This is a genomic window from Nonomuraea sp. MTCD27, assembly GCF_041950495.1.
GTDB lineage: Bacteria > Actinomycetota > Actinomycetes > Streptosporangiales > Streptosporangiaceae > Nonomuraea.
This window is the reverse complement of the sequence record NZ_JBGNUW010000009.1, coordinates 104,148-122,526: the sequence shown is the minus strand read 5'-3', so window position 1 is coordinate 122,526 and position 18,379 is coordinate 104,148. Positions and strand designations below refer to the sequence as shown.

At 72.3% G+C, this 18,379-nt stretch carries 17 protein-coding genes; 8 read left to right on the top strand and 9 right to left on the bottom strand.

Features of this window, described 5'->3' with window-relative positions; translation table 11 throughout:
* The first annotated feature begins 122 nt into the window (after positions 1–122).
* Positions 123–968, top strand: coding sequence for an alpha/beta hydrolase (locus tag ACBJ59_RS26355; protein WP_375112922.1), 846 nt, complete (start codon positions 123–125; stop codon positions 966–968).
* Here the strand turns inward: ACBJ59_RS26355 and ACBJ59_RS26350 are convergent.
* From ACBJ59_RS26350 to ACBJ59_RS26325, 6 genes are read right to left on the bottom strand one after another with little or no spacing between them, the layout of a single operon-like run.
* Complete coding sequence (locus ACBJ59_RS26350; protein ID WP_375112921.1) at positions 965–2,161, bottom strand: hypothetical protein; 1,197 nt, start codon at positions 2,159–2,161, stop codon at positions 965–967. The genes ACBJ59_RS26355 and ACBJ59_RS26350 overlap by 4 nt on opposite strands.
* A 9-nt stretch (positions 2,162–2,170) precedes the next feature.
* The gene (locus ACBJ59_RS26345) at positions 2,171–2,551 is read right to left on the bottom strand and encodes a RidA family protein (RefSeq protein ID WP_375112920.1); all 381 of its coding nucleotides are present in this window, start codon (positions 2,549–2,551) and stop codon (positions 2,171–2,173) included.
* Between the two features lie 9 nt (positions 2,552–2,560).
* On the bottom strand, positions 2,561–3,637 hold the full coding sequence (locus ACBJ59_RS26340; RefSeq protein ID WP_375112919.1) for an alanine racemase: 1,077 nt from the start codon (positions 3,635–3,637) through the stop codon (positions 2,561–2,563).
* A gap of 55 nt (positions 3,638–3,692) precedes the next feature.
* A complete protein-coding gene (locus tag ACBJ59_RS26335) occupies positions 3,693–5,219 on the bottom strand; it encodes an amidohydrolase family protein (protein WP_375112918.1) in 1,527 nt (508 codons plus the stop codon).
* A gap of 8 nt (positions 5,220–5,227) precedes the next feature.
* The gene (locus ACBJ59_RS26330; protein ID WP_375112917.1) at positions 5,228–8,758 is read right to left on the bottom strand and encodes a DUF4153 domain-containing protein; all 3,531 of its coding nucleotides are present in this window, start codon (positions 8,756–8,758) and stop codon (positions 5,228–5,230) included.
* A complete protein-coding gene (locus tag ACBJ59_RS26325; protein WP_375112916.1) occupies positions 8,755–9,438 on the bottom strand; it encodes a response regulator transcription factor in 684 nt (227 codons plus the stop codon). Before ACBJ59_RS26325 ends, ACBJ59_RS26330 begins: the two co-directional genes overlap by 4 nt.
* Positions 9,439–9,510: 72 nt before the next feature.
* On the opposite strand from ACBJ59_RS26325, the gene ACBJ59_RS26320 reads away from it, so the two are divergent.
* The 3 genes from ACBJ59_RS26320 to ACBJ59_RS26310 all read left to right on the top strand — a co-directional run bounded on the left by ACBJ59_RS26320 (position 9,511) and on the right by ACBJ59_RS26310 (position 11,788).
* Complete coding sequence (locus ACBJ59_RS26320; protein WP_375112915.1) at positions 9,511–10,365, top strand: arylamine N-acetyltransferase; 855 nt, start codon at positions 9,511–9,513, stop codon at positions 10,363–10,365.
* A gap of 40 nt (positions 10,366–10,405) precedes the next feature.
* Positions 10,406–11,473, top strand: coding sequence for a protein kinase (locus tag ACBJ59_RS26315; RefSeq protein WP_375112914.1), 1,068 nt, complete (start codon positions 10,406–10,408; stop codon positions 11,471–11,473).
* A gap of 123 nt (positions 11,474–11,596) precedes the next feature.
* Positions 11,597–11,788 (top strand): hypothetical protein, encoded by a 192-nt coding sequence (locus ACBJ59_RS26310; RefSeq protein ID WP_364119142.1) that lies wholly within the window; start codon positions 11,597–11,599, stop codon positions 11,786–11,788.
* A gap of 25 nt (positions 11,789–11,813) precedes the next feature.
* Here ACBJ59_RS26310 and ACBJ59_RS26305 read toward each other — a convergent pair whose 3' ends face one another.
* Both ACBJ59_RS26305 and ACBJ59_RS26300 read right to left on the bottom strand, forming a co-directional pair.
* Positions 11,814–12,125 (bottom strand): DUF3817 domain-containing protein, encoded by a 312-nt coding sequence (locus ACBJ59_RS26305; RefSeq protein WP_364119145.1) that lies wholly within the window; start codon positions 12,123–12,125, stop codon positions 11,814–11,816.
* A 2-nt stretch (positions 12,126–12,127) separates the two neighbouring features.
* The gene (locus ACBJ59_RS26300) at positions 12,128–12,913 is read right to left on the bottom strand and encodes an SURF1 family protein (protein ID WP_375112913.1); all 786 of its coding nucleotides are present in this window, start codon (positions 12,911–12,913) and stop codon (positions 12,128–12,130) included.
* Between the two features lie 105 nt (positions 12,914–13,018).
* On the opposite strand from ACBJ59_RS26300, the gene ACBJ59_RS26295 reads away from it, so the two are divergent.
* Together ACBJ59_RS26295 and ACBJ59_RS26290 are read left to right on the top strand one after the other, a co-directional pair.
* On the top strand, positions 13,019–13,192 hold the full coding sequence (locus ACBJ59_RS26295; protein WP_375112912.1) for a hypothetical protein: 174 nt from the start codon (positions 13,019–13,021) through the stop codon (positions 13,190–13,192).
* Between the two features lie 153 nt (positions 13,193–13,345).
* Positions 13,346–14,800, top strand: coding sequence for a flavin-containing monooxygenase (locus tag ACBJ59_RS26290; protein ID WP_375112911.1), 1,455 nt, complete (start codon positions 13,346–13,348; stop codon positions 14,798–14,800).
* On the opposite strand, the gene ACBJ59_RS26285 is transcribed toward ACBJ59_RS26290, so the two are convergent.
* Entirely contained in the window at positions 14,790–16,517 is a 1,728-nt protein-coding gene (locus tag ACBJ59_RS26285) for a gamma-glutamyltransferase family protein (RefSeq protein WP_375112910.1), read from the bottom strand. The two genes, ACBJ59_RS26290 and ACBJ59_RS26285, sit on opposite strands and share 11 nt — an antisense overlap.
* A gap of 94 nt (positions 16,518–16,611) precedes the next feature.
* Here ACBJ59_RS26285 and ACBJ59_RS26280 point away from each other — a divergent pair, with 94 nt between their 5' ends.
* Entirely contained in the window at positions 16,612–17,718 is a 1,107-nt protein-coding gene (locus ACBJ59_RS26280) for a sensor histidine kinase (protein ID WP_364119158.1), read from the top strand.
* Positions 17,715–18,362 carry a response regulator transcription factor gene (locus ACBJ59_RS26275; RefSeq protein ID WP_185109860.1) on the top strand — a complete coding sequence of 216 codons (648 nt, stop codon included), beginning with the start codon at positions 17,715–17,717 and terminating at the stop codon, positions 18,360–18,362. The genes ACBJ59_RS26280 and ACBJ59_RS26275 overlap by 4 nt, the downstream gene beginning before the upstream one ends.
* The last annotated feature ends 17 nt before the right edge of the window (positions 18,363–18,379 follow it).

The following is an 18,379-nucleotide window of genomic DNA, read 5'->3' as shown; positions in this document are numbered from 1 at the left end:
CTGGACCGTTTCCATGACGGTCGGCATCGGTAATATCACCAGTTCTGGCGTCGAGCCATTGATGGCCCCTACCGCCTGTGCGAAGGTCGCGGCACCGAGTCGACCGACCCCCAGGAGGATTCATGAAGCTCGGGCAGCTCATCCGGCGCCTCGTCACGGCGGGCGCCGGGATCGTGATGGCCGGCGCGCTCCTGACCGTGCCGGCCGCTCCCGCGCACGCGGCCCCCGGAGGCTCCGGACCCTATCCGGCCGACTACGAGACCACCCTGCGCCTGCCCCGCCACACCGTCTACCGGCCCGCGGTCCTGCCCACCGGCGTGCGACTCCCCATCGTGGCCTGGGGCAACGGCGCCTGCCGGGCCGACGGCACCTGGTTCGAGAACTTCCTCAAAGAACTGGCCTCCCACGGCTTCCTGGTGATCGCCAACGGGCGCCCCGGCGGCACCGGCACCACCGACGCGGAGATGCTGCTCGACGCCATCGACTGGGCGATCGCCGAGAACAGCCGCCTCACCAGCCGGCTCCGTGGCCGCATCGACACCACGAAGATCGCGGTGATGGGGCAGTCGTGCGGCGGGCTGGAGGCGTACGAGGTGTCGGACGACCCGCGCGTCACCACCACCGGCATCTGGAACAGCGGCTTCATGAGCGCGGCGGACAAGATCCAGCTCTCCCGCCTGCACGCGCCGATCGGCTACTTCATCGGCGGGCCCGGCGACATCGCCTACGAGAACGCGATCGACGACTGGAACCGCCTGCCCGCGGGGCTGCCCGCGTTCATGGGGAACCTGGACGTGGGGCATTTCGGCACCTACTCCCAGCCCAACGGCGGCGAGTTCGGGCGGGTCGGGGCGGCCTGGCTGAAGTGGCAGCTCAAGGGTGACGCCGCGGCCAAGGCGATGTTCGTCGGCACCGGCTGCGGGCTGTGCTCCGGCCCGTGGCAGGTGATGCGCAGGAACCTGAGCTAGAGCGCCTCCGCCAGCGCGGCCGGGATGCGGTCGAGGACCGGGTGCGGCACCAGCCCGTACGCGTAGAAGTCCACCGCCAGCGCCCCGGCCGCCTTGGCGCCGCGCGCCTTGGCCACCAGCCGGTCGGCGGAGTCGCTGTCGGGATAGCCGGGCCGCAGCACGGCCCGCACCTCGCGGTCCTTGCCCACGGACCGCAGGTAGGCCCCCACGTCGTCGGCCACCCGCGCCGCGTCACGCGCGTAGGCCAGCACCCCGAACGCGGGCACGAGGTCCCCGAGCGCCACCAGGTCCACCCCGAGCTGCCAGGCGTCGTGCGCGGCCAGGCCGGGCGTGGGCAGGCCGTCGGTGTAGCCCTTGACCGCCCCCGTCGAGTCGATGAACACCAGCTTGGAGCCCTCCTCGGCCACCGCCGAGGACACCTCCGACACCAGCGTGGTGACCGTCTCGGAGCGCGCGCGGGCGTAGGCCACGACCTCGGGCCCCGCGTACGCGGTCAGCGCCGCCCTGGTCACCTCGCCCTGCGCCGGCGGGTCACCGTCGAACACGCCGCCCACGATCCTGGCGCACTCGTCGCGCGCCACCTCGGCGTTCACGCCCAGGTCGGTGGCCCGGCGCATGCAGTAGTCGCAGAAGCAGAGCCCGAACAGGTAGGCGTCCATCGGCCCCAGCGGCACGAACGAGCGCTGCGGCTTGAGCGGCCTGAAGTGCAGCGACTCGGCCACCACGCTGTCCATGCCGAGCCTGGCCACCGCCCTGGCCAGGGCGACGGCGTAGTCGCGCACGTCGGGGTGGGCCGGGCACAGGTCGGTCAGCGAGCCGCGGTCGCCGAAGCAGTCGCGTACGGTCACGTCCGGATGTTCGGTGCCGATCGTGGCGTTGCGCAGGAAAACCGTCCATCCGTGCAGCTTCATCGACCGCTTCGCGCAAGCCTCGCGCAGCCCGTCGAGAGCGTCCGGATAGCCGGGCACGGGCGAGAGCCGGAGCCCGTCGAACAGCTCGGGCGGCGGGGCGAAGTGGGCCCCGTCGTGACGGAGGGTCAGCCTGGACAGCCCGTGCGGGGTGACGTCGCGGGAGGCGTGGTGCACGGCGCCCACGGTGACGCCCGACACGCCGTAGCCGCTGATCCTGTCGAGCACCCGCTCGACGCCCTCGCCGCGCAGGTCCTCGACGAAGACGTACACCGAACTGTCCACAAGCAGACCTTAAGCGCTCTTGTGAGCGACGAAGTCGATCTCCACCAGGATGTCCATCAGCTCCGAGCCCACCGTCGTCCGCACGGGGTACGGCTGGCTGAAATACGACTTGTACACCTCGTTGTACGCGGCGAAGTCACGCTTGAGGTGCTGCAGGTGGACGGTGGACTTGATCACGTCGTCGAAACCCAGGCCGTGGGCCGCGAGGATGGCCCCCAGGTTGCGCATGACCTGGTGCGTCTGGGCGGCGACATCGTCGCCGACGACCTCACCGGTGTGCGGGTCGAGGGGCCCCATTCCGGAGGTGTAGACGAAGTCGCCCACCACGAGCCCCTGCGAGTAGGCGCCGACCGGAGCGGCGCCTTCCGTGGTCCTGAGCTCCTTTTTCACGGAATCTCCCTAGAAATAGGTGTTTATGGTGCCCACGACACGGTAGTCCCGATCGACCACCGGGAGTACCCGCCATTTGTCGAAGGCCGTACACGGATGGGAGATGCCGAAAGCCAGCAGGTCACCCGGCTTGAGCCCGGCTGCGTGCACCACGGTGTGCTGATCCTGCATCTTCATGATCGTGACGCCGCCACGGCGCGGGATCGGCAGCCCCTCGTCGTAGGGCGCGTCCCGCTTGCCCATGCCCACGACGGCCAGCTCCGGCTCGGGGGTGGACAGCACGTGCGCCCACACCTCCAGCGCCGGGCGCAGCTCGCCGTCGATGCGGTTGAACGGGGTGCGCTCGCGGTAGTAGCCGTCGTCGTGGGTGACGTAGGCGCCGCTGCGCAGCAGGATCCTGGCCTGCGTGGCGGCGAGCTCGCGCCCGATCACGTCGAACCACTGGCTGCCGCCCACGCTCAGGATGGGGTTCCGGACGCGGACGTATTCGACGGCTTCCTGCAACAGAGCCAGATATTTCCGGACTTCTTCGCTGGTCTTGAGCGCGCCCTCGTACCCGGCGACCCCGGCCAGCTCGACCCCCGGCGTCGCCTGCGCGTAGGAGGCCACCTCCAGCAGCTCGTCGAGCGTCCTGCACCCGGCCCGCCCGCCCTCGTGCCCCAGCTCCACCAGCATCCGGAACGGCCGCGCACCCGCGTGCCCGGCCAGGATGTCGACCCCGGCCCTGGAGTCGGCGAAGCTCAGGAACTCGAACTCCGGATCCCGCTCCAGCTCGCGGGCGGCCCAGGCCAGCCCCACCGGATCGACGACCTGGTTGGCCACCATGATGCGGCCGGCCCCGAAGCCCCTGACCGTCTCCGCCTGCCGCGGCGTCGCGACGGTGAGCCCCCAGGCGCCGGCGTCGAGCTGCAGCGCGGCGATCTCGGGGGACATGTGGGTCTTGGCGTGGGGCGCCAGCTCCATGCCGTGATCGCGGACGAAGGCCGCCATCGTGGCGACGTTGTGCTCCAGCGCGTCCCGGTGCACCACCATCGCGGGAAATTCCAGCCCGCCGTCGAAGACCGACTGACCGAGGATCGCCGGCACAACACCCCCTTCGTCCGCGTCCGACCTTATCCCAACATCCCGGCTCGTCAGGGGCTCACGGCCGCAGCGCCCGCCCGGGTGTGGCCCCGGTGAGCTCGCCGTTCGCCAGCACGCGTACGCCGGACACGACCACGTCGTCGACCCCTTCGGCGAGTGCGCGCGGGGCCGGGTAGGTGGCCAGGTCGCCGACGGTGGCCGGGTCGAACACCACCACGTCGGCCGCGAACCCGCCCCGCAGCAGCCCCCGGTCCGCCAGCCCGAACCGCCGGGCCGGGTGCGTGGACAGGTGCGTCACGGCCTGCTCCCAGGTCCAGTCCGCCAGCTCCCTGACGTGCCGGCCGAGGAACCTGGCGAACGCCCCGAACCCGCGCGGATGCGGATGGCCGCCCACATAGATGCCGTCGGAGCCGCCGGTCTGCGAGGGGTGGCGGAGCATCCGGCGTACGGACTCCTCGCCCTGCGGGCCCTCGTCGGGACGGGCCGAGACGACCCCCGCCTCCAGCCGCGTCTCCGTCAGCAGGCGGCGGCAGAACTCGGCCGGCGCCACCCCCGCCCGCTCGGCCGCCGCGACCATGGTCAGCCCCTCGGCCCACTCCAGGCCCGGCGCGTGCGAGACCGTCAGCCGGGGCCAGGTGGCCTCCAGCGTCGGCCACCACTCGTCCAGCGCGTCCGAGGCGATCATCTCCAGGGCGGGGCCGGGCTCGGCGCCGGGCACGGACGGCGGCAGCACGACCATCGCCAGGATTGTGTTGCCGCGCAGGTAGGGGTAGGTGTCGAAGCTCAGGTCCACGCCCTTGCCGAGTGCCCCGTCGACCAGCGGCAGCAGCACGTCGGCGGGCCCGTGCAGGTGTGAGACGTGCACGGCGGCGCGCGAGCGCTCGGCGATGTCGACGACCTCGGCCATCCCCACCCCGGCCCGCTGGCCGTAGGCGCGCATGTGGGTGACGTACGGGAGCCCGCCGAGCGGGACGCACAGGGTGGCCAGCTCCTCGGCGTCGGCATAGCGGCCGGGCAGGTATTCGAGCCCGCTCGACAGCCCCACCGCGCCCTCCGACAGCCCCCGCTCGACGTGGCGCAGCATCTTCGCCAGGTCGCCGGGCGAGGCCGGGTCGGGCGAGGGGCCCATGACGTCGTAGCGGATGGTGCCGTGGGGCAGCAGGTAGGCGGTGTTCACGGCCACCGCCCGGTCGTAGCCGGTCAGCAGCTCGCCGACGGTCAGCGGCCCCTCGGTCAGCGCCCCGTTGACGGCGGCGAAGTATCGGGAGGCGTAGGCGACGGTCGCGGCCGAGCCGGGCGCGAAGGACAGCCCGTCCTGCCCGAGCACGAACGTGGTCACCCCCTGCCGCAGCGCCGCCCGCTGCACGTCCGGGTCGAACACGGCCGCGTCGCCATGGGCGTGGCAGTCCACGAAGCCGGGCGCGACGAGCCGCCCGGTCGCGTCGATCACGCTGCCCGCCTCCGCGCCGTCCAGCCGGCCGACCGCCGCGACCCGATCGCCCGAGATCGCCACGTCCGCGCGGTACGGCGGGGCGCCTGTCCCGTCGAGCACCCGGCCGCCGCTGATGACTACGTCGAACCTCACCCCTGGATTCAATCAGAGACGCGACTGGGCACCGGAGGACACTGCGCGGTGTCACCCACCGGCCGCTTCGCCAGCAGGTCACGGGCCTGGGAGCGAGCCAGGTTCCAGCCGTTCCAGGAATCGGGGCGGTCCAGCCCGTTGGCCTCGACCACGGCCGCCAGCACGCAGCTGCGCTGCGGCTCCGGCAGCCGGTCCAGGGCCGGCACCGCCTCCGCGCCGAGGTCGCCGAGGTAGTCGGAGTCCATCTTGGCCGGGCCGCGCACCTCGACCTGCGTCTGCGCCACCTGCAGATCGGGGTTGACGATCGCGAACGCGCCCAGCCCCAGCCCGGTGACCAGCACGATCGTACGGGGCAGCCAGCCGGAGCCGCGCCCCGTGAACCGCGCCGCGCCCGCCAGCAGCACCAGCGCGAACAGCGCGCCCAGCCACCACACCGCGGCCTGCACGGACAGGCGCAGCCGGGACAGGCCGTAGGCGTCGGTGTAGAGGTTCATCCGGTGCAGGGCCGAGGCCAGCACCACCATGGTCAGCCCGCACAGCACGCCCAGCAGGGCGGCCAGCATCCAGCGCTCGCGCCGATCCACCTTGAGCAGCCCGGCGGCCACCGCCACGATGCCCAGCACGAACACGCTGACCACCACGAGCTGGAAGAACCCCTGCCTGGCGTACTCGGCGTAGGTCAGCCCCGCCGTCCTCAGCACCAGGGTGTCGCCGCCGAACAGCGCCGTGATCTGCACCGCGACGAACGAGGCGAACAGCAGGTTCACCGCCGTCAGCGGCACCATCCAGACGCTCCTGCTCACCGCGAACTTCGCATCGGGCCCCACGGGGTCCACGACCGGCCTGAGCGCGACCAGCACCACCGCGGCCAGCAGCACCGCGAACAGCACGAACAGGAAGATCCGCACCGGCGCCGACTCCGCCCAGTCCGGCGCGGTGGTCAGCCGCTCCACGTACGAGGCGAACACCGCGTCCGCCGAGGCGAACAGCAGCCCGAACACCAGCAGCAGCACCGCCGTGATGCCCAGCGCGGCCAGCATCGGCAGCACCCGCCGGCGGGCCGTCAGCCGCTTCACCGGCTGGGCCAGGAACCACGGCACCGGCCCGAGCGCGAGCGCGACGGACACGCCGCCCCTGATCACGCCCAGCCAGCCGGCGCCCGCGCCGGAGACCGCCAGCGCGCCCAGCCCGGCCCCCGCCACGAGCAGGATCGCGACCAGCCAGTCGGCGTCGCGCACCGCCGCCATGGACATCAGCCAGTACGCCGTCACCCCGAACGCCACCGTCCACGGCGTCATCCGCCGCAGCACGGCCGGCAGCGCCGCCGCGCCCAGCACCATCGCGACCAGCACGATCCCCAGCCCGATCTGCGCCTCGGGCAGCGCCACCGCCGCGAACACCCCCGCCCCCGCCGCCGCGGGCAGCAGCCACCGGGGCGGGTCGGGCAGCTCGGGCCGGGGGAAGAGCGGCGGCGGCACGTAGGGCGGCACCGGTCCCCCCTGTCCCCGGTACGGCTCCGTCCCCTGGTACGCCGCGACCGCCGCCCGCCTGCCCGTGCCCGCTCCCATGGCGGCACCGACAGCGCCCAGGACGGCGGTGCACATGACCAGCGTGACGAGAGCGGCCGCGTCGCCGATGGTCACGCTGGCGAACACGGCGGCGAACATGCCCACCAGGAACCCGATCAGCAACCCGATGACCCCACCCGCCACCATCCTGGCCAGCCTCCCGGCATCGGACGGCTCCGCCGCCCCATACCCACCCCCACCGGCCTGCGCTCCAGCCCGCCCGCCACTGGGCCGCCCCACACCCACACCGGCCCCGGCGCCCGTCACCAGGACCCCCGCCGCCGCAGCCGCAGGACCGTGCACAGCCTCCGCTCCCAGCGCCGCAGCAGCCGCCGCCACGCCTGCCGGAGCACCCTGACCATCCCCGGCCGCGTCACTCCGAGCAGGCACCGGCCCGACGACCGCACCGTCGGCCAACGGCCACCCGCTGGCCGCAGGACCGGGCCCAGCCGCGCCACCACCGTCCGCAGCGAGCCCGGGCGCGCCGCTCACCACAGCGTCGCCTCCCGCAGCACCCGCCGCCGCAGCACCCGCCAGCTGAGCACCCGCCTCCCCAGCATCGCCTGCCACGGCACCGCTCCCCGCAGCACCGCTGGCCACAGCGCCACTCCCCGCCGCACCGCTCGCCGCAGGGCCGGACCCCGGCGCGCCGCTTCCGGCTGAGGCGAGGTCCGGCGCGCCGGCCCCCGAGGACGCGAGCCCCATGAGGGCCGTCAGCCCGGCCGGAAGGTCCACCGGACGAGCGACCGCATGGTCCGCCGGCCCCCCGGCGGGGACGTCCCCAGAGGCCACGGAGGCCATGGGGGTCCCGGAAGCCGCAGCGGTCCCGGAAGCCGCAGGGGTCCCGGGGGCCGCCGGAGTCCCGTCAGCAGCCCCGCCCACCGGCGCCTCCGCACCCACCGCCTCGCCGACAACCCCCCGCTCCACCCGCGCGTCCTCCCCCGAACCACCGCGCTCACCCTCTAATGGCACGTCCGCCATCGTCGTCCTCCCTGGTAGATCGACGACCATCCGGCACCCGGCACAGTCATCGATACGAACGAAACCCCCGTGCAGCTCGACGATCTCCTTCACGATGGCCAGCCCCAGCCCCGCACCCCCGGAGTCGGCCGCCCGCCCCGCGTCCAGCCGGGAGAAGCGCTCGAACACGCGCCCCCTGGCCGACGCCGGGATCCCCGGCCCCTGGTCGGAGACCGTGAGCCGCACCCCGGCCCCCGAAGGCTCGCCGAGGACGGTCACCACCCCGGACGGCGGGCTGTGCCGGACGGCGTTGTCGAGGAGGTTCGCCAGCACCTGCGCCAGCAGGTCGGGGTCGGCCCGCACCACCAGGTCGGCCGGCACGGACGGCCGGATGGCCACGTCCTCGCGCGCCATCGACGCCTCCAGGACGGCCTGCTCGATCAGCGGCGCCAGCTCGACGGCCTCGGCCTCGATCAGCCGCACGCCGGAGTCCAGCCGTGACAGGTCAAGGAGCTGGGCGACGAGCCGGCCGAGCCGCTCGGTCTGGGCGAGGGCGGTGCGCATCGTGACGGGGTCGGCCGCCGAGACGCCGTCCACGACGTTCTCCAGCACGGCCCGCAGTCCGGTGATCGGGGTACGCAGCTCGTGGCTGACGTTCGCGACGAGCTCGCGCCGCTGCCGGTCCACCTCGCCCAGGTCGGCCGCCATCGCGTTGAACGCCCTGGCCAGCTCCCCCACCTCGTCCCGCGAGGTGGCGCTCACGCGCAGGGTGTAGCTGCCCTTGGCGATCGTCTGGGCGGCGCTGGCCATCTGGCGCAGCGGCTTGGTCATGCCCATGGCCAGCACCTGCACCATGATCAGGGCCAGGACGACCGCGACCGCGATGCGGACCTCGCGGGAGAAGCCGGAGTTGATGCCGACCTCGTTCACCACGAACGCCGTCCCCACGGCCAGCACGATCACGATGCCGAGCTTGACCTTGATCCGGCCGAGGAAGTCGAGCGGATTCATCGCCGCACCAGCGCGTAGCCGACGCCGTGGACCGTGCGCACCACGTCGGAGCCCAGCTTGCGGCGCAGCGCCCGGACGTGGCTGTCCACCGTCCTGGTCGCCGCCGCCTCGGAGAAGCCCCACACGTCGGACAGCAGCCGGTCGCGCTCGAAGACCTGACCGGGCCGCTCGGCCAGGCGGCGCAGCAGGTCGAACTCGGTCCTGGTGAGCTGGGCCTCCACGCCGCGCACGAACACGCGGCGGGCCGCCGTGTCGATCTCGACCTCGCCCACCCTGATCACCGTGTCCTCGGCCGCGAGCTGGGCCGCCCGCTCCACCCGGCGCAGCAACGCGTGGATCCTGGCGACCAGCTCGCGCATGCTGAACGGCTTGGCCAGGTAGTCGTCCGCCCCGACCCCGAGCCCGACGAGCACGTCGGTCTCCTCGCCGAGCGCGGTCAGCATCAGTACGGGCACCGGCCTGGCCGCCTGCATCCTGCGGCACACCTCTAATCCGTCGAGGCCGGGCAGCAACCGGTCGAGGATCACCAGATCCGGTTCGGCGTTGCCGTACTGGATGAGGGCGTCCTGCCCGTCGCCGGCCACCCTGACGTCGAAACCCTCGGCGGCCAGCCGGTTCCGTACGGCCAAGGCGATCGTCACATCGTCCTCGACCACGAGGATGCGTCGCTGCTCTGCCACGTACGAAAGACTAGAAGCGCCCTGTGCAGACGACACCCCTAAATTCGTGCACATACCGTGCAGACTGGCCTGATGGACACCGCCGGCTACCTCCGCCGTCTCGGCCTGCCCAGGCTGCTCAACGCCCCCGCGAACGCGGAGAACCTGCGCGCCCTGCATGCCGCGCACGTCGAGAAGGTCGCGTACGAGGCGCTGGAGATCTGGCTCGGCCGGCCCACGACCGTGGACCCCGTCGAGTCCGCCGAGCGGATCATCCGGGGCCGCGGCGGCTACTGCTACCACCTCAACGGCGCGTTCTCGGAGCTGGCCAGGTCCCTGGGCTACGAGGTGACCAGGCACGTCGGCGGCGTGCAGACCCGGGGCGGGGAGGCCGGCGTCTCCGGGAACCACCTCGTGCTCACCGCGCGCGGCCTGCCCTCCGACGACAATCCGGGCGGCGAGTGGCTGGTCGACGTCGGGCTCGGCGACGCGCTGCACGAGCCGCTGCCGCTGGTCGCCGGCACGTACCGGCAGGGCCCCTTCGAGTACGCCCTGCGCCCGTCGGAGGCCGCGCCCGGCGGCTGGCGGTTCGACCACGAGGAGAGCGGCGGGTTCGTCGGCATGGACTTCGTCCGGACTCCGGTGGAGATGTCAGCGTTCGCCGACATGCACCACCACCTGACCACCTCCGCGACCTCGGGTTTCGTGCGCGTGGCCGCGGTGCACCGGCGGGACGCGTACGGGGTGGACAGCCTGAGAGGGCTCCGCCTGACCCGCCGGGGGCGCACCGCGCAGTCGGTGACCTTGAGCACGTCGCGGGACTACTACGCGGCGCTGGCGGACATCTTCCTGCTGCCGCTCGACGACGTGAGCGACGCGGAGAAGGACAAGCTCTGGCGCAAGGTGTACGAGGCTCACGAAAGCTGGTCGGCAGGCGGCTCCGCGTGATGGCCCCGGCCGCCGTCCGGGCGCTATCGTGCACCTCGAAATGGGTGAGACCAGGAAGCTGAACGGTCGCTACCGGCTGCTGAACCCCCTGGGCACGGGGTCCGTACGCCTGGCCTTCGACGAGAGGGAGCACCGCGACGTCGCGGTCAGGGAGCTGCGGGTGCCCCCGGAGCTGCGCGACGCGGCCCTGTCCGAGGCGCGCCGGGCCACCGGGCTGCGGCACGCGTACGTCGTGCGGGTGCTGGACGTGCTGGTCGAGGACGGTGTGCCCTGGCTGGTCATGGAGTTCGTCTCCGGGGCCTCCCTGGAGCAGACCGTACGCGCCCACCGCCCGCTGCCCGTCCCGCAGGCGGCCAGGATCGGCGTCTGCGTCCTGGGGGCCCTGACCGCCGCGCACGAGGCGGGCATCGTGCACGGGCGGGTCGACCCCGGCAACGTGCTGCTCACCACGACCGGCCGGGCGATGCTCACCGGGTTCGGGTTCCCCAGCCTCAGCATGTTGCCGAGCGCCGATCTGTGGTCGCTGGCCGCCACGCTGCACTTCGCGGTCGAGGGCCGCCCGCCCGGCCAGGTCCCGGCCGGAGGGGCCGACCCGTTCCGGTCGCTGCTGAGGGCGATGCTGCATCCGGCGGGGCCGCCGCCGATGGAGGTGGTGCGCGAGACGCTCGACCGGCTGGCCGTGGACCGCCCGCTGGACGCGGTCGTCGCGGCGTCGGGCCCGCTGCCGCCCGCCGAGGTGGCCGCGATCGGGCTGGCCGTGATCGACCGGCTCGCGGTGTGGGGGGAGTTCCACGGCGGGATCCAGCCGGGCAACGTCCTCATCGACTTCTCCGGGCGGGCCCGGCTCACGCCGCTGCTGAGGTCGGGAACGCTCCCGGCCTACACCGCGCCCGAGGGCGCCCCGACCCAGGCCGCCGACCTGTGGTCGCTCGGGGCCACGCTCTTCACCGCCGTCGAGGGCCGCCCGCCCGCGCCGGGCGCGCCGCTGACCAGGGCGGGAGCGCTGGCTCCTGTCCTGTTCCGGCTCCTGTCGGGCGATCCCGTGGAACGTCCCACACTGGACGAGCTCCGCCGCGACCTGCTCGCGATCGTCGCCGAGCGGGCTTGACGGTCCGCACAACAATTGCGATACATCGCGAGCGGAACCACAACGGTGTGTTCACACGTTGGACAGGGGACGCAGAATGTGGGAGAGGCGGGGCGTGCGCTCCGCGTTCGGAGGAAGTTGAGGATGTCGCCAGTCCAGAAGTACGCCATCGGCGCAGGCGCCGCGGTTCTGCTCTCGCTGATCTTCTTGCCCGGTTGGGTCACCTTGCTGGTCGTCCTCGGCGTGGTCGCCGCTCCGGTGGTCGGTTACCTGATGCTCGACCCGTCTCAGCGCGAGCGGCTCAAGAGGAGCCGCAGGCGAGGCATCGGCCACTGAGGCAGGCCGCCAGGCGGCGGGGGCCTCAGGCCTCCGCCGCGGCCAGCGCGGTCTGCACGCGCTGGGTCACCCTTCGCTCGACGTAGAAGGAGAGGAAGGGCACCGTGCCGCCGAGCATGACACCGAGCATGTACGGCCACGTCCAGCGTGCCTTCATGCCCAGATTCATGACCGCGATCAGGTAGATCATGTAGAGCCCGCCGTGGATGGGGGCGATGACCTTCGACATGGCCGCCTCGCCGAAGCCGTAGCGCAGCACCATGCCCACGCAGAGCACGAGCAGCATGACGCCGACGACGTACGCGAGCACCCGGAAGGGCTTGAGAGCCGATTCCACCGTTAACCTTCCAGAACCATCTCAGGGGACGACTTGCCGCGGTCCCGATCCGCCCGCACGGCATCGCGTACGAAGTGGAACCACATGAAAACGGCGAATCCAGCGAAGATCCACCAGTTGGCGGCATAAGCCAGGTTACGCCAGGTGAGCGTGCCACCGGTGACCGGCGGCGCCACCTTGACCTGCGCCAGCGAGCCCGAGGCCGGCTGCGCCACGACATATCCGGTGCGCACCCGCTCCCCGCTCCACAGGTTGACCAGCTCGCCCGTGGACACCGTCTGCACCTGCCCGGCGGGCAGGCCCTCCGCGCGCCGCTGCACGCTGTCGGTGCCCTGCTGCGGCCGCAGCCGCCCGGCCAGCGCGACCCTGCCCTGCGGCACGGCCGCCACCGCGGGATCGTCGGCCTCGGCGACCCAGCCGCGCACCACGGGGACGAGCGTGCCGTCGTCGAGCTTGAGCGGCGTGAGCACCCAGTAACCCTGGTCGCGCGAGACGTTGCCGCCGGGGGCGTCGACGTCGGCCCGCCGGTCGGCGACCAGGAGCTGGCGGCCGGCTTCGTAGACCCCCTCCACCGTGACCCTGCGGCCCACCGCCTCGCCGTTCATCTGGACCCCCACCTGGGCGAGCGAGGCGACCGCGACGGGCGCGGGATCAGTGGAGGCGCGCGGCTTTCCCGAATCTTGGAAGACGCCGAGCTGCCAGCGCCCGAGCATGATGAACGCGACGAGGACCCCGATCGTGAGCAGGTGCAGCCCCATGACGCGGGGAGAGAGCAGGGTCCTCAGCATGCCTCAAAGCTATCCGCCCGATGGGGCGGTCCCGTAATCAGCCCATCGCCTTAGATCCCGCCAAAAGCCGCAAACTTCGCAGGCGATCACGCTAGGCTGCTGGCCATGTCTGACCAGCATATAGACCCGGCGGGCAACACCCAGGCCTTCCGCGCGTTCGCCAACGCGCGCGAGCAGGAGGCCACGGCCAAGCCCAAGAAGTCGCCCCTCGTCCCCATCATCGCGGTCGTCGCCGTGATCGTGATCATCGGCGTCGCCGCCTTCCTGCTGCTCCGGTAACAGCCGACAGGTTCACCCGCCGCGGAGGCCGTGGCGGGTTCTCGTCGTTCCCTGGCATCGCCTCCGTGAGATGCGTCACTCTGGACCCGATCGGGAGCCGGACACTACATTAGATTCATCGTCCAATAAGCGCACACCCCCCGGGGAGGACCAGTGGGTGAGCCAGGGATAGTGATCGTCGGGTCCGGGTTCGCCGGGATCTGCATGGCCATCAAGCTCAAACAAGCCGGTTACCACGACTTCGTCATCCTGGAGAAGGCCGCCGAGCTGGGCGGCACCTGGCGCGACAACACCTACCCCGGCTGCGCGTGCGACGTGCCCTCGCACATGTACTCCTACTCGTTCGAGCTGAACCCGGACTGGTCGCGGATGTTCTCGCCGCAGGAGGAGATCCAGGGCTACCTGCGCGCCTGCGCCGCCAAATACGGCGTCACCCCCCACATCCGGTACGGCAGGCGCGTCGTCTCCCTGGAGTACGACGACGCCGCCCGCGACTGGACGGTCACCACGGAGGACGGCGACACCCTGCGCCCGAAGGCGGTGGTCTCCGCGATCGGCGCCCTCCACATCCCAAAATTTCCGGATATCCCGGGACGGGAGACCTTCACCGGCCCCGCCTTCCACTCCGCCGCATGGGACCACTCCGTGAACCTGGCCGGCAAGCGCGTCGCCGTCGTCGGCACCGGCGCGTCCGCCGTCCAGTTCGTCCCCCAGCTCGCCCCCGCCGCCCGCCACCTGACCGTCTTCCAGCGCACGCCGCCCTGGATCCACCCCAAGCCGGACTTCGGCTTCTCCCCCGGCGCCCGCCGGTTCCTGCACCTGCCCGGCGCGGCCAGGACCCTGCGCGGCGGCATCTACTGGGCCCTGGAGAGCAGGGCCCTGGGCTTCGCCGTGGACCCCCGGCTGATGAGGGTCCACGAGCGGCTCGCCCTCCGCCACCTGCGGGCCCAGGTCCCCGACCCCGGGCTGCGCCGCGCCCTCACCCCCGACTACCTGATCGGCTGCAAGCGCATCCTCGTCTCCAGCGACTACTATCCGGCTCTGACCAGGGACAACGTCACTCTGGTCACCGACGGGATCAGCGAGATCCGGCGGCGCTCGCTCGTGGACGCCGCCGGGGTCGAGCACGAGGCCGACGCGATCGTCTACGGCACCGGCTTCAAGGTGGTGGACGCGCTGGCCGACCAGCGGATCACCGGCAGGGACGGCCTGCGCATCCAGGACGCCTGGAAGAACGGCGTGGAGGCCTACTACGGCATCACCGCCTCCGGTTTCCCCAACCTGTTCTTCCTCCTCGGCCCCAACACCGGCCTGGGGCACAACTCGGTCGTCTTCATGATCGAGTCGCAGGTCCGCTACGTCGTCGAGTGCCTGCGCCTGCTCTCCCGCACCCAGGCCAGGGCCGTGGACGTCACGCCGGGGGCGCAGCGGGCGTTCAACGACCGGCTGCGCGAGCGGCTCGACCCGCTGGTCTGGAACGCGGGCGGCTGCCGGTCCTGGTATCTGGACGAGAACGGAGTGAACCGGACGATCTGGCCGGGCTTCACCTTCGAGTACTGGGCGCGTACGAGGAAGGTGCAGCCCGGCGCCTACGAACTCATCTATTAGGCGAAACCACCAGCGCGCTGCCGCCGCCGCGGCGGACCGGCTCGGCGGCGGCCTGGATCCGGCCCCGGCCGAGGAACTCCAGCGCCGTCGCGGCGCCGATCTCCGGGTTGGGCGCGAAGCTGTGCCCCTTGGCCTCCAGCTCGGCCTGGTAGCGGGCCAGGAACGCCGGCTCGGCCTGCGTCTGCGCCGTGTTGCGCTGGGTGGCGCGCGGCGCGGCGAGCGCGTCGGGCAGGCTCATCCCGAAGTCGTACCGGTTGATCAGGATCTGCAGCACGGTCGTGATGATCGTGGAGCCGCCGGGCGAGCCCACCGCCAGCACCGGCCGGCCGTCGTCGAACACCAGCGTCGGCGACATCGACGAGCGCGGCCGCTTGCCGGGGCCGGGCAGGTTCGGGTCGCCGGGGGCCGGGCCGAAGGTGAAGTCGGTCAGCTCGTTGTTGAGCAGCACGCCGCGGCCCGGCACCACGATGCCGTTGCCACCGGTGGACTCGATGGTCAGGTTGTAGGCGAGCACGTTGCCCCAGCGGTCGGCCACGACGAGGTGCGTGGTCTCCGGTCCCTCGGCCGCGACCGGGGTGGCGCCGCCGGTGGGCGGGGCGCAGGGCTCGTACGCGCCGTCCGGGCTGCCGGGCGCGGCCGGGTGGGCCATGGCCCTGTCGCCCACCAGGCAGGAGCGCTCCTTGGCGAAGCCGTCGGACAGCAGCTCCGCCAGCGGCACGCCGGGGATGTCGCCGACGTACTTGCCGCGGTCGGCGAAGGCCAGCCTGGACGCCTCCAGGTATTCGTGCAGGCCCACCTGCGGCAGGGCCTCCAGGATGTTGAGCGCCTCCCCGACCGTCGAGCCGCCGGAGGAGGGCGGGGCCATGCCGTACACGTCGATGCCCTTGTAGGAGATCTTGGTGGGCTCGCGCATGATCGCGCGGTAGGCGCGCAGGTCCGACAGCTCCATCAGGCCCGGCCGGACGTTGCGGGTGCTGCCGGGGGTGACCGGGGGCCGCTTGACCGTGGCCACGATCTCCTTGCCGAGCTGCCCGCCGTACAGCCAGGAGGGGCCGCGCTTGCCCAGTTCGCGGTAGGTGTCGGCGAGCTCCGGGTTCCTGAAGACCGAGCCGACGGGCGGCGGGGCGCCGTTCGGGAGGTAGAGCTTGGCCGTGGAGGCGATGTCCTTGAAGCGGGCGGCGTTCGCGGCGGTCTGGCCGTGGAAGGTCTGGTCCACCACGAAGCCCTTGGAGGCCACCTCGATCGCCGGTTGGAGGGCCTGTTTGAGGGGGATCGTGCCGAATCTGCGCAGGGCCAGGTCCCAGTTCGCGACCGTGCCCGGCACGCCCGCCGACAGGCCGCTGGTGACGCCCTCCTCGAACGGGATGCCTTCGAGGCTGGTGGCGGTCATGGCCTGCGGCGCGGTCTCCCGGCCGTCGATCGTGAACACCTTGCGCTGCCTGGCGTCGTAATAGACCATGAAGCCGCCGCCGGCCAGGCCCGACGAGTACGGCTCCGTGACGCCGAGCACCGCACCAGCGGCGACCGCGGCGTCCATGGCGTTGCCGCCCTTCCTGAGTACGGAGATGGCTGCCTTGCTGGCATCGAGGTCCACGGTGGCGACGGCGCCCCCGTACCCCTCGGCCACGGGGACTTTCTGCTGGCGCTCCGCCAGCGCGGCCGGGGCCGGCACGAGCGCGACGAGGACTGCTGCTGCGGGAATGATCACACGGCGCATGGTGTCCACGATGGCCTACGTACGCCCGTCGTGGTAGGGCCCCCTCACACGCTGGGGTGATGCGCTGGTCAGAGGGGTGATCTAGCGTGGGGGCGTGCGCAGGAAGTACGGCTTCGACCCCTATCTGGCCCTCATCGTGGCGGTCGGCCAGCTGGTGATCGGCAGGGGCGCCTCCTGGGGGCAGCGGTTCGCGAGGGAGCCGATGGACCCCTACGCGTACCTGCTGCTGCTGGTCGGGCCGCTGGCGATCCTCGCGCACCGCCGCTTCCCGCTGCTCACGACCGCCGCCGGGCTGGCCGCCTGCGATCTCTTCCTGGTCGGCGGGTACGCCTACGGCCCCAGCTTCCTCAGCCCGGGCGTCCTGCTGTTCCTGCTGGTGGTGCGCGGCAGGAGGCTGATGGCCTGGCTCATGGCCGCGATGACGCTGCTGTCGTTCGTGACCTACGCCTGGCTGGTCGGCAACCGCGACCTCTTCCACAGCGTATGGATCTTCACCTCCATCATGCTGCTCATGGTCGTGGCCGAGCTGGTCAAGGTCGTCAAGGAGCGCCGGGCCGAACGGGACCGGATCGCCGAGGAGGAGGCCCGGCGGCAGGCCAGCGAGGAGCGCCTGACCATGGCGCAGGAGCTGCACGACGTGCTCGCGCACAACATCTCGCTCATCCACGTGCAGGCGTCCACCGCGCTGCACCTCATCGACGCCAACCCCGAGCAGGCCAGGACCGCCCTGGCCACGATCAAGACGGCCTCCAAGGAGGTGCTCGGCGAGATGCGCTCGGTGCTGAACGTGCTGCGCGAGGGCGCGCCACGCTCCCCGACCGCCGGGCTCGACCGCCTCGACGAGCTGGTCGAGCGCTCGGGGATGAAGGTGGCGCTCAAGCGCATCGGCTCGCGGCCGCTGCCGTCCCAGGTGGAGCGGGCGGCGTACCGGATCGTGCAGGAGTCGCTCACGAACGCCGCCCGGTACGCGCCGGGGGCCGAGGTGAACGTGCGCCTGGAATACGGCGAGAAGGAGCTGGTCGTCCGGGTGTCCGACACGGGCGCCACCACCGCCGCCGTGCTGGCCGAGTCGGGCAGCGGCAACGGGATCCCCGGCATGCGCGAGCGGGCCTCCGCGCTTGGCGGCACGCTGGTGGCCGGTCCGTCGGGCGCCGGTTTCCAGGTCGAGGCCCGGCTGCCCCTACCCGAGGAGACATCATGATCAAGGTTCTGCTGGCCGACGACCAGGCGCTGGTCCGCGCGGGCTTCAAAGCGCTGCTCGACGCCCAGCCGGACATGACCGTGGTGGCCGAGGCGTCCGACGGCGCGCAGGCCGTCCGGCTGGCGGGCGAGCACCAGCCGGACGTCGTGCTCATGGACATCCGCATGCCGGGCACCGACGGCCTGACCGCCACCCGCCAGATGCCGCCGGGGCCGCACATCATCATCCTGACGACGTTCGAGCTGGACGAGTACGTCTTCGAGGCGCTGCGCGGCGGCGCCAGCGGCTTCCTGGTCAAGGACACCGAGCCGGCCGAGCTGATCCAGGCGGTGCGGGTGGTGGCGGCCGGCGAGGCGCTGCTGTCCCCCAGCGTGACCCGCCGCCTGATCGCCGAGTACGCCTCCCGCGCCAAGGAGCCCGTCGCCGCCGACGGCCTCGACCAGCTCACCGAGCGCGAACGCGAGGTGCTCGCCCTGGTCGGGACCGGGATGACGAACGACGAGATCGCGGCCAAGCTGTTCATGTCACCGGCGACGGCGAAGACGCACGTGAGCCGGGCCATGATGAAGCTGCACGCCCGCGACCGCGCCCAGCTCGTCGTGATCGCCTACGAGTCGGGCCTGGTCAAGCCGGGCTGGCTCTGACCCGTCGCCCGGCCGCG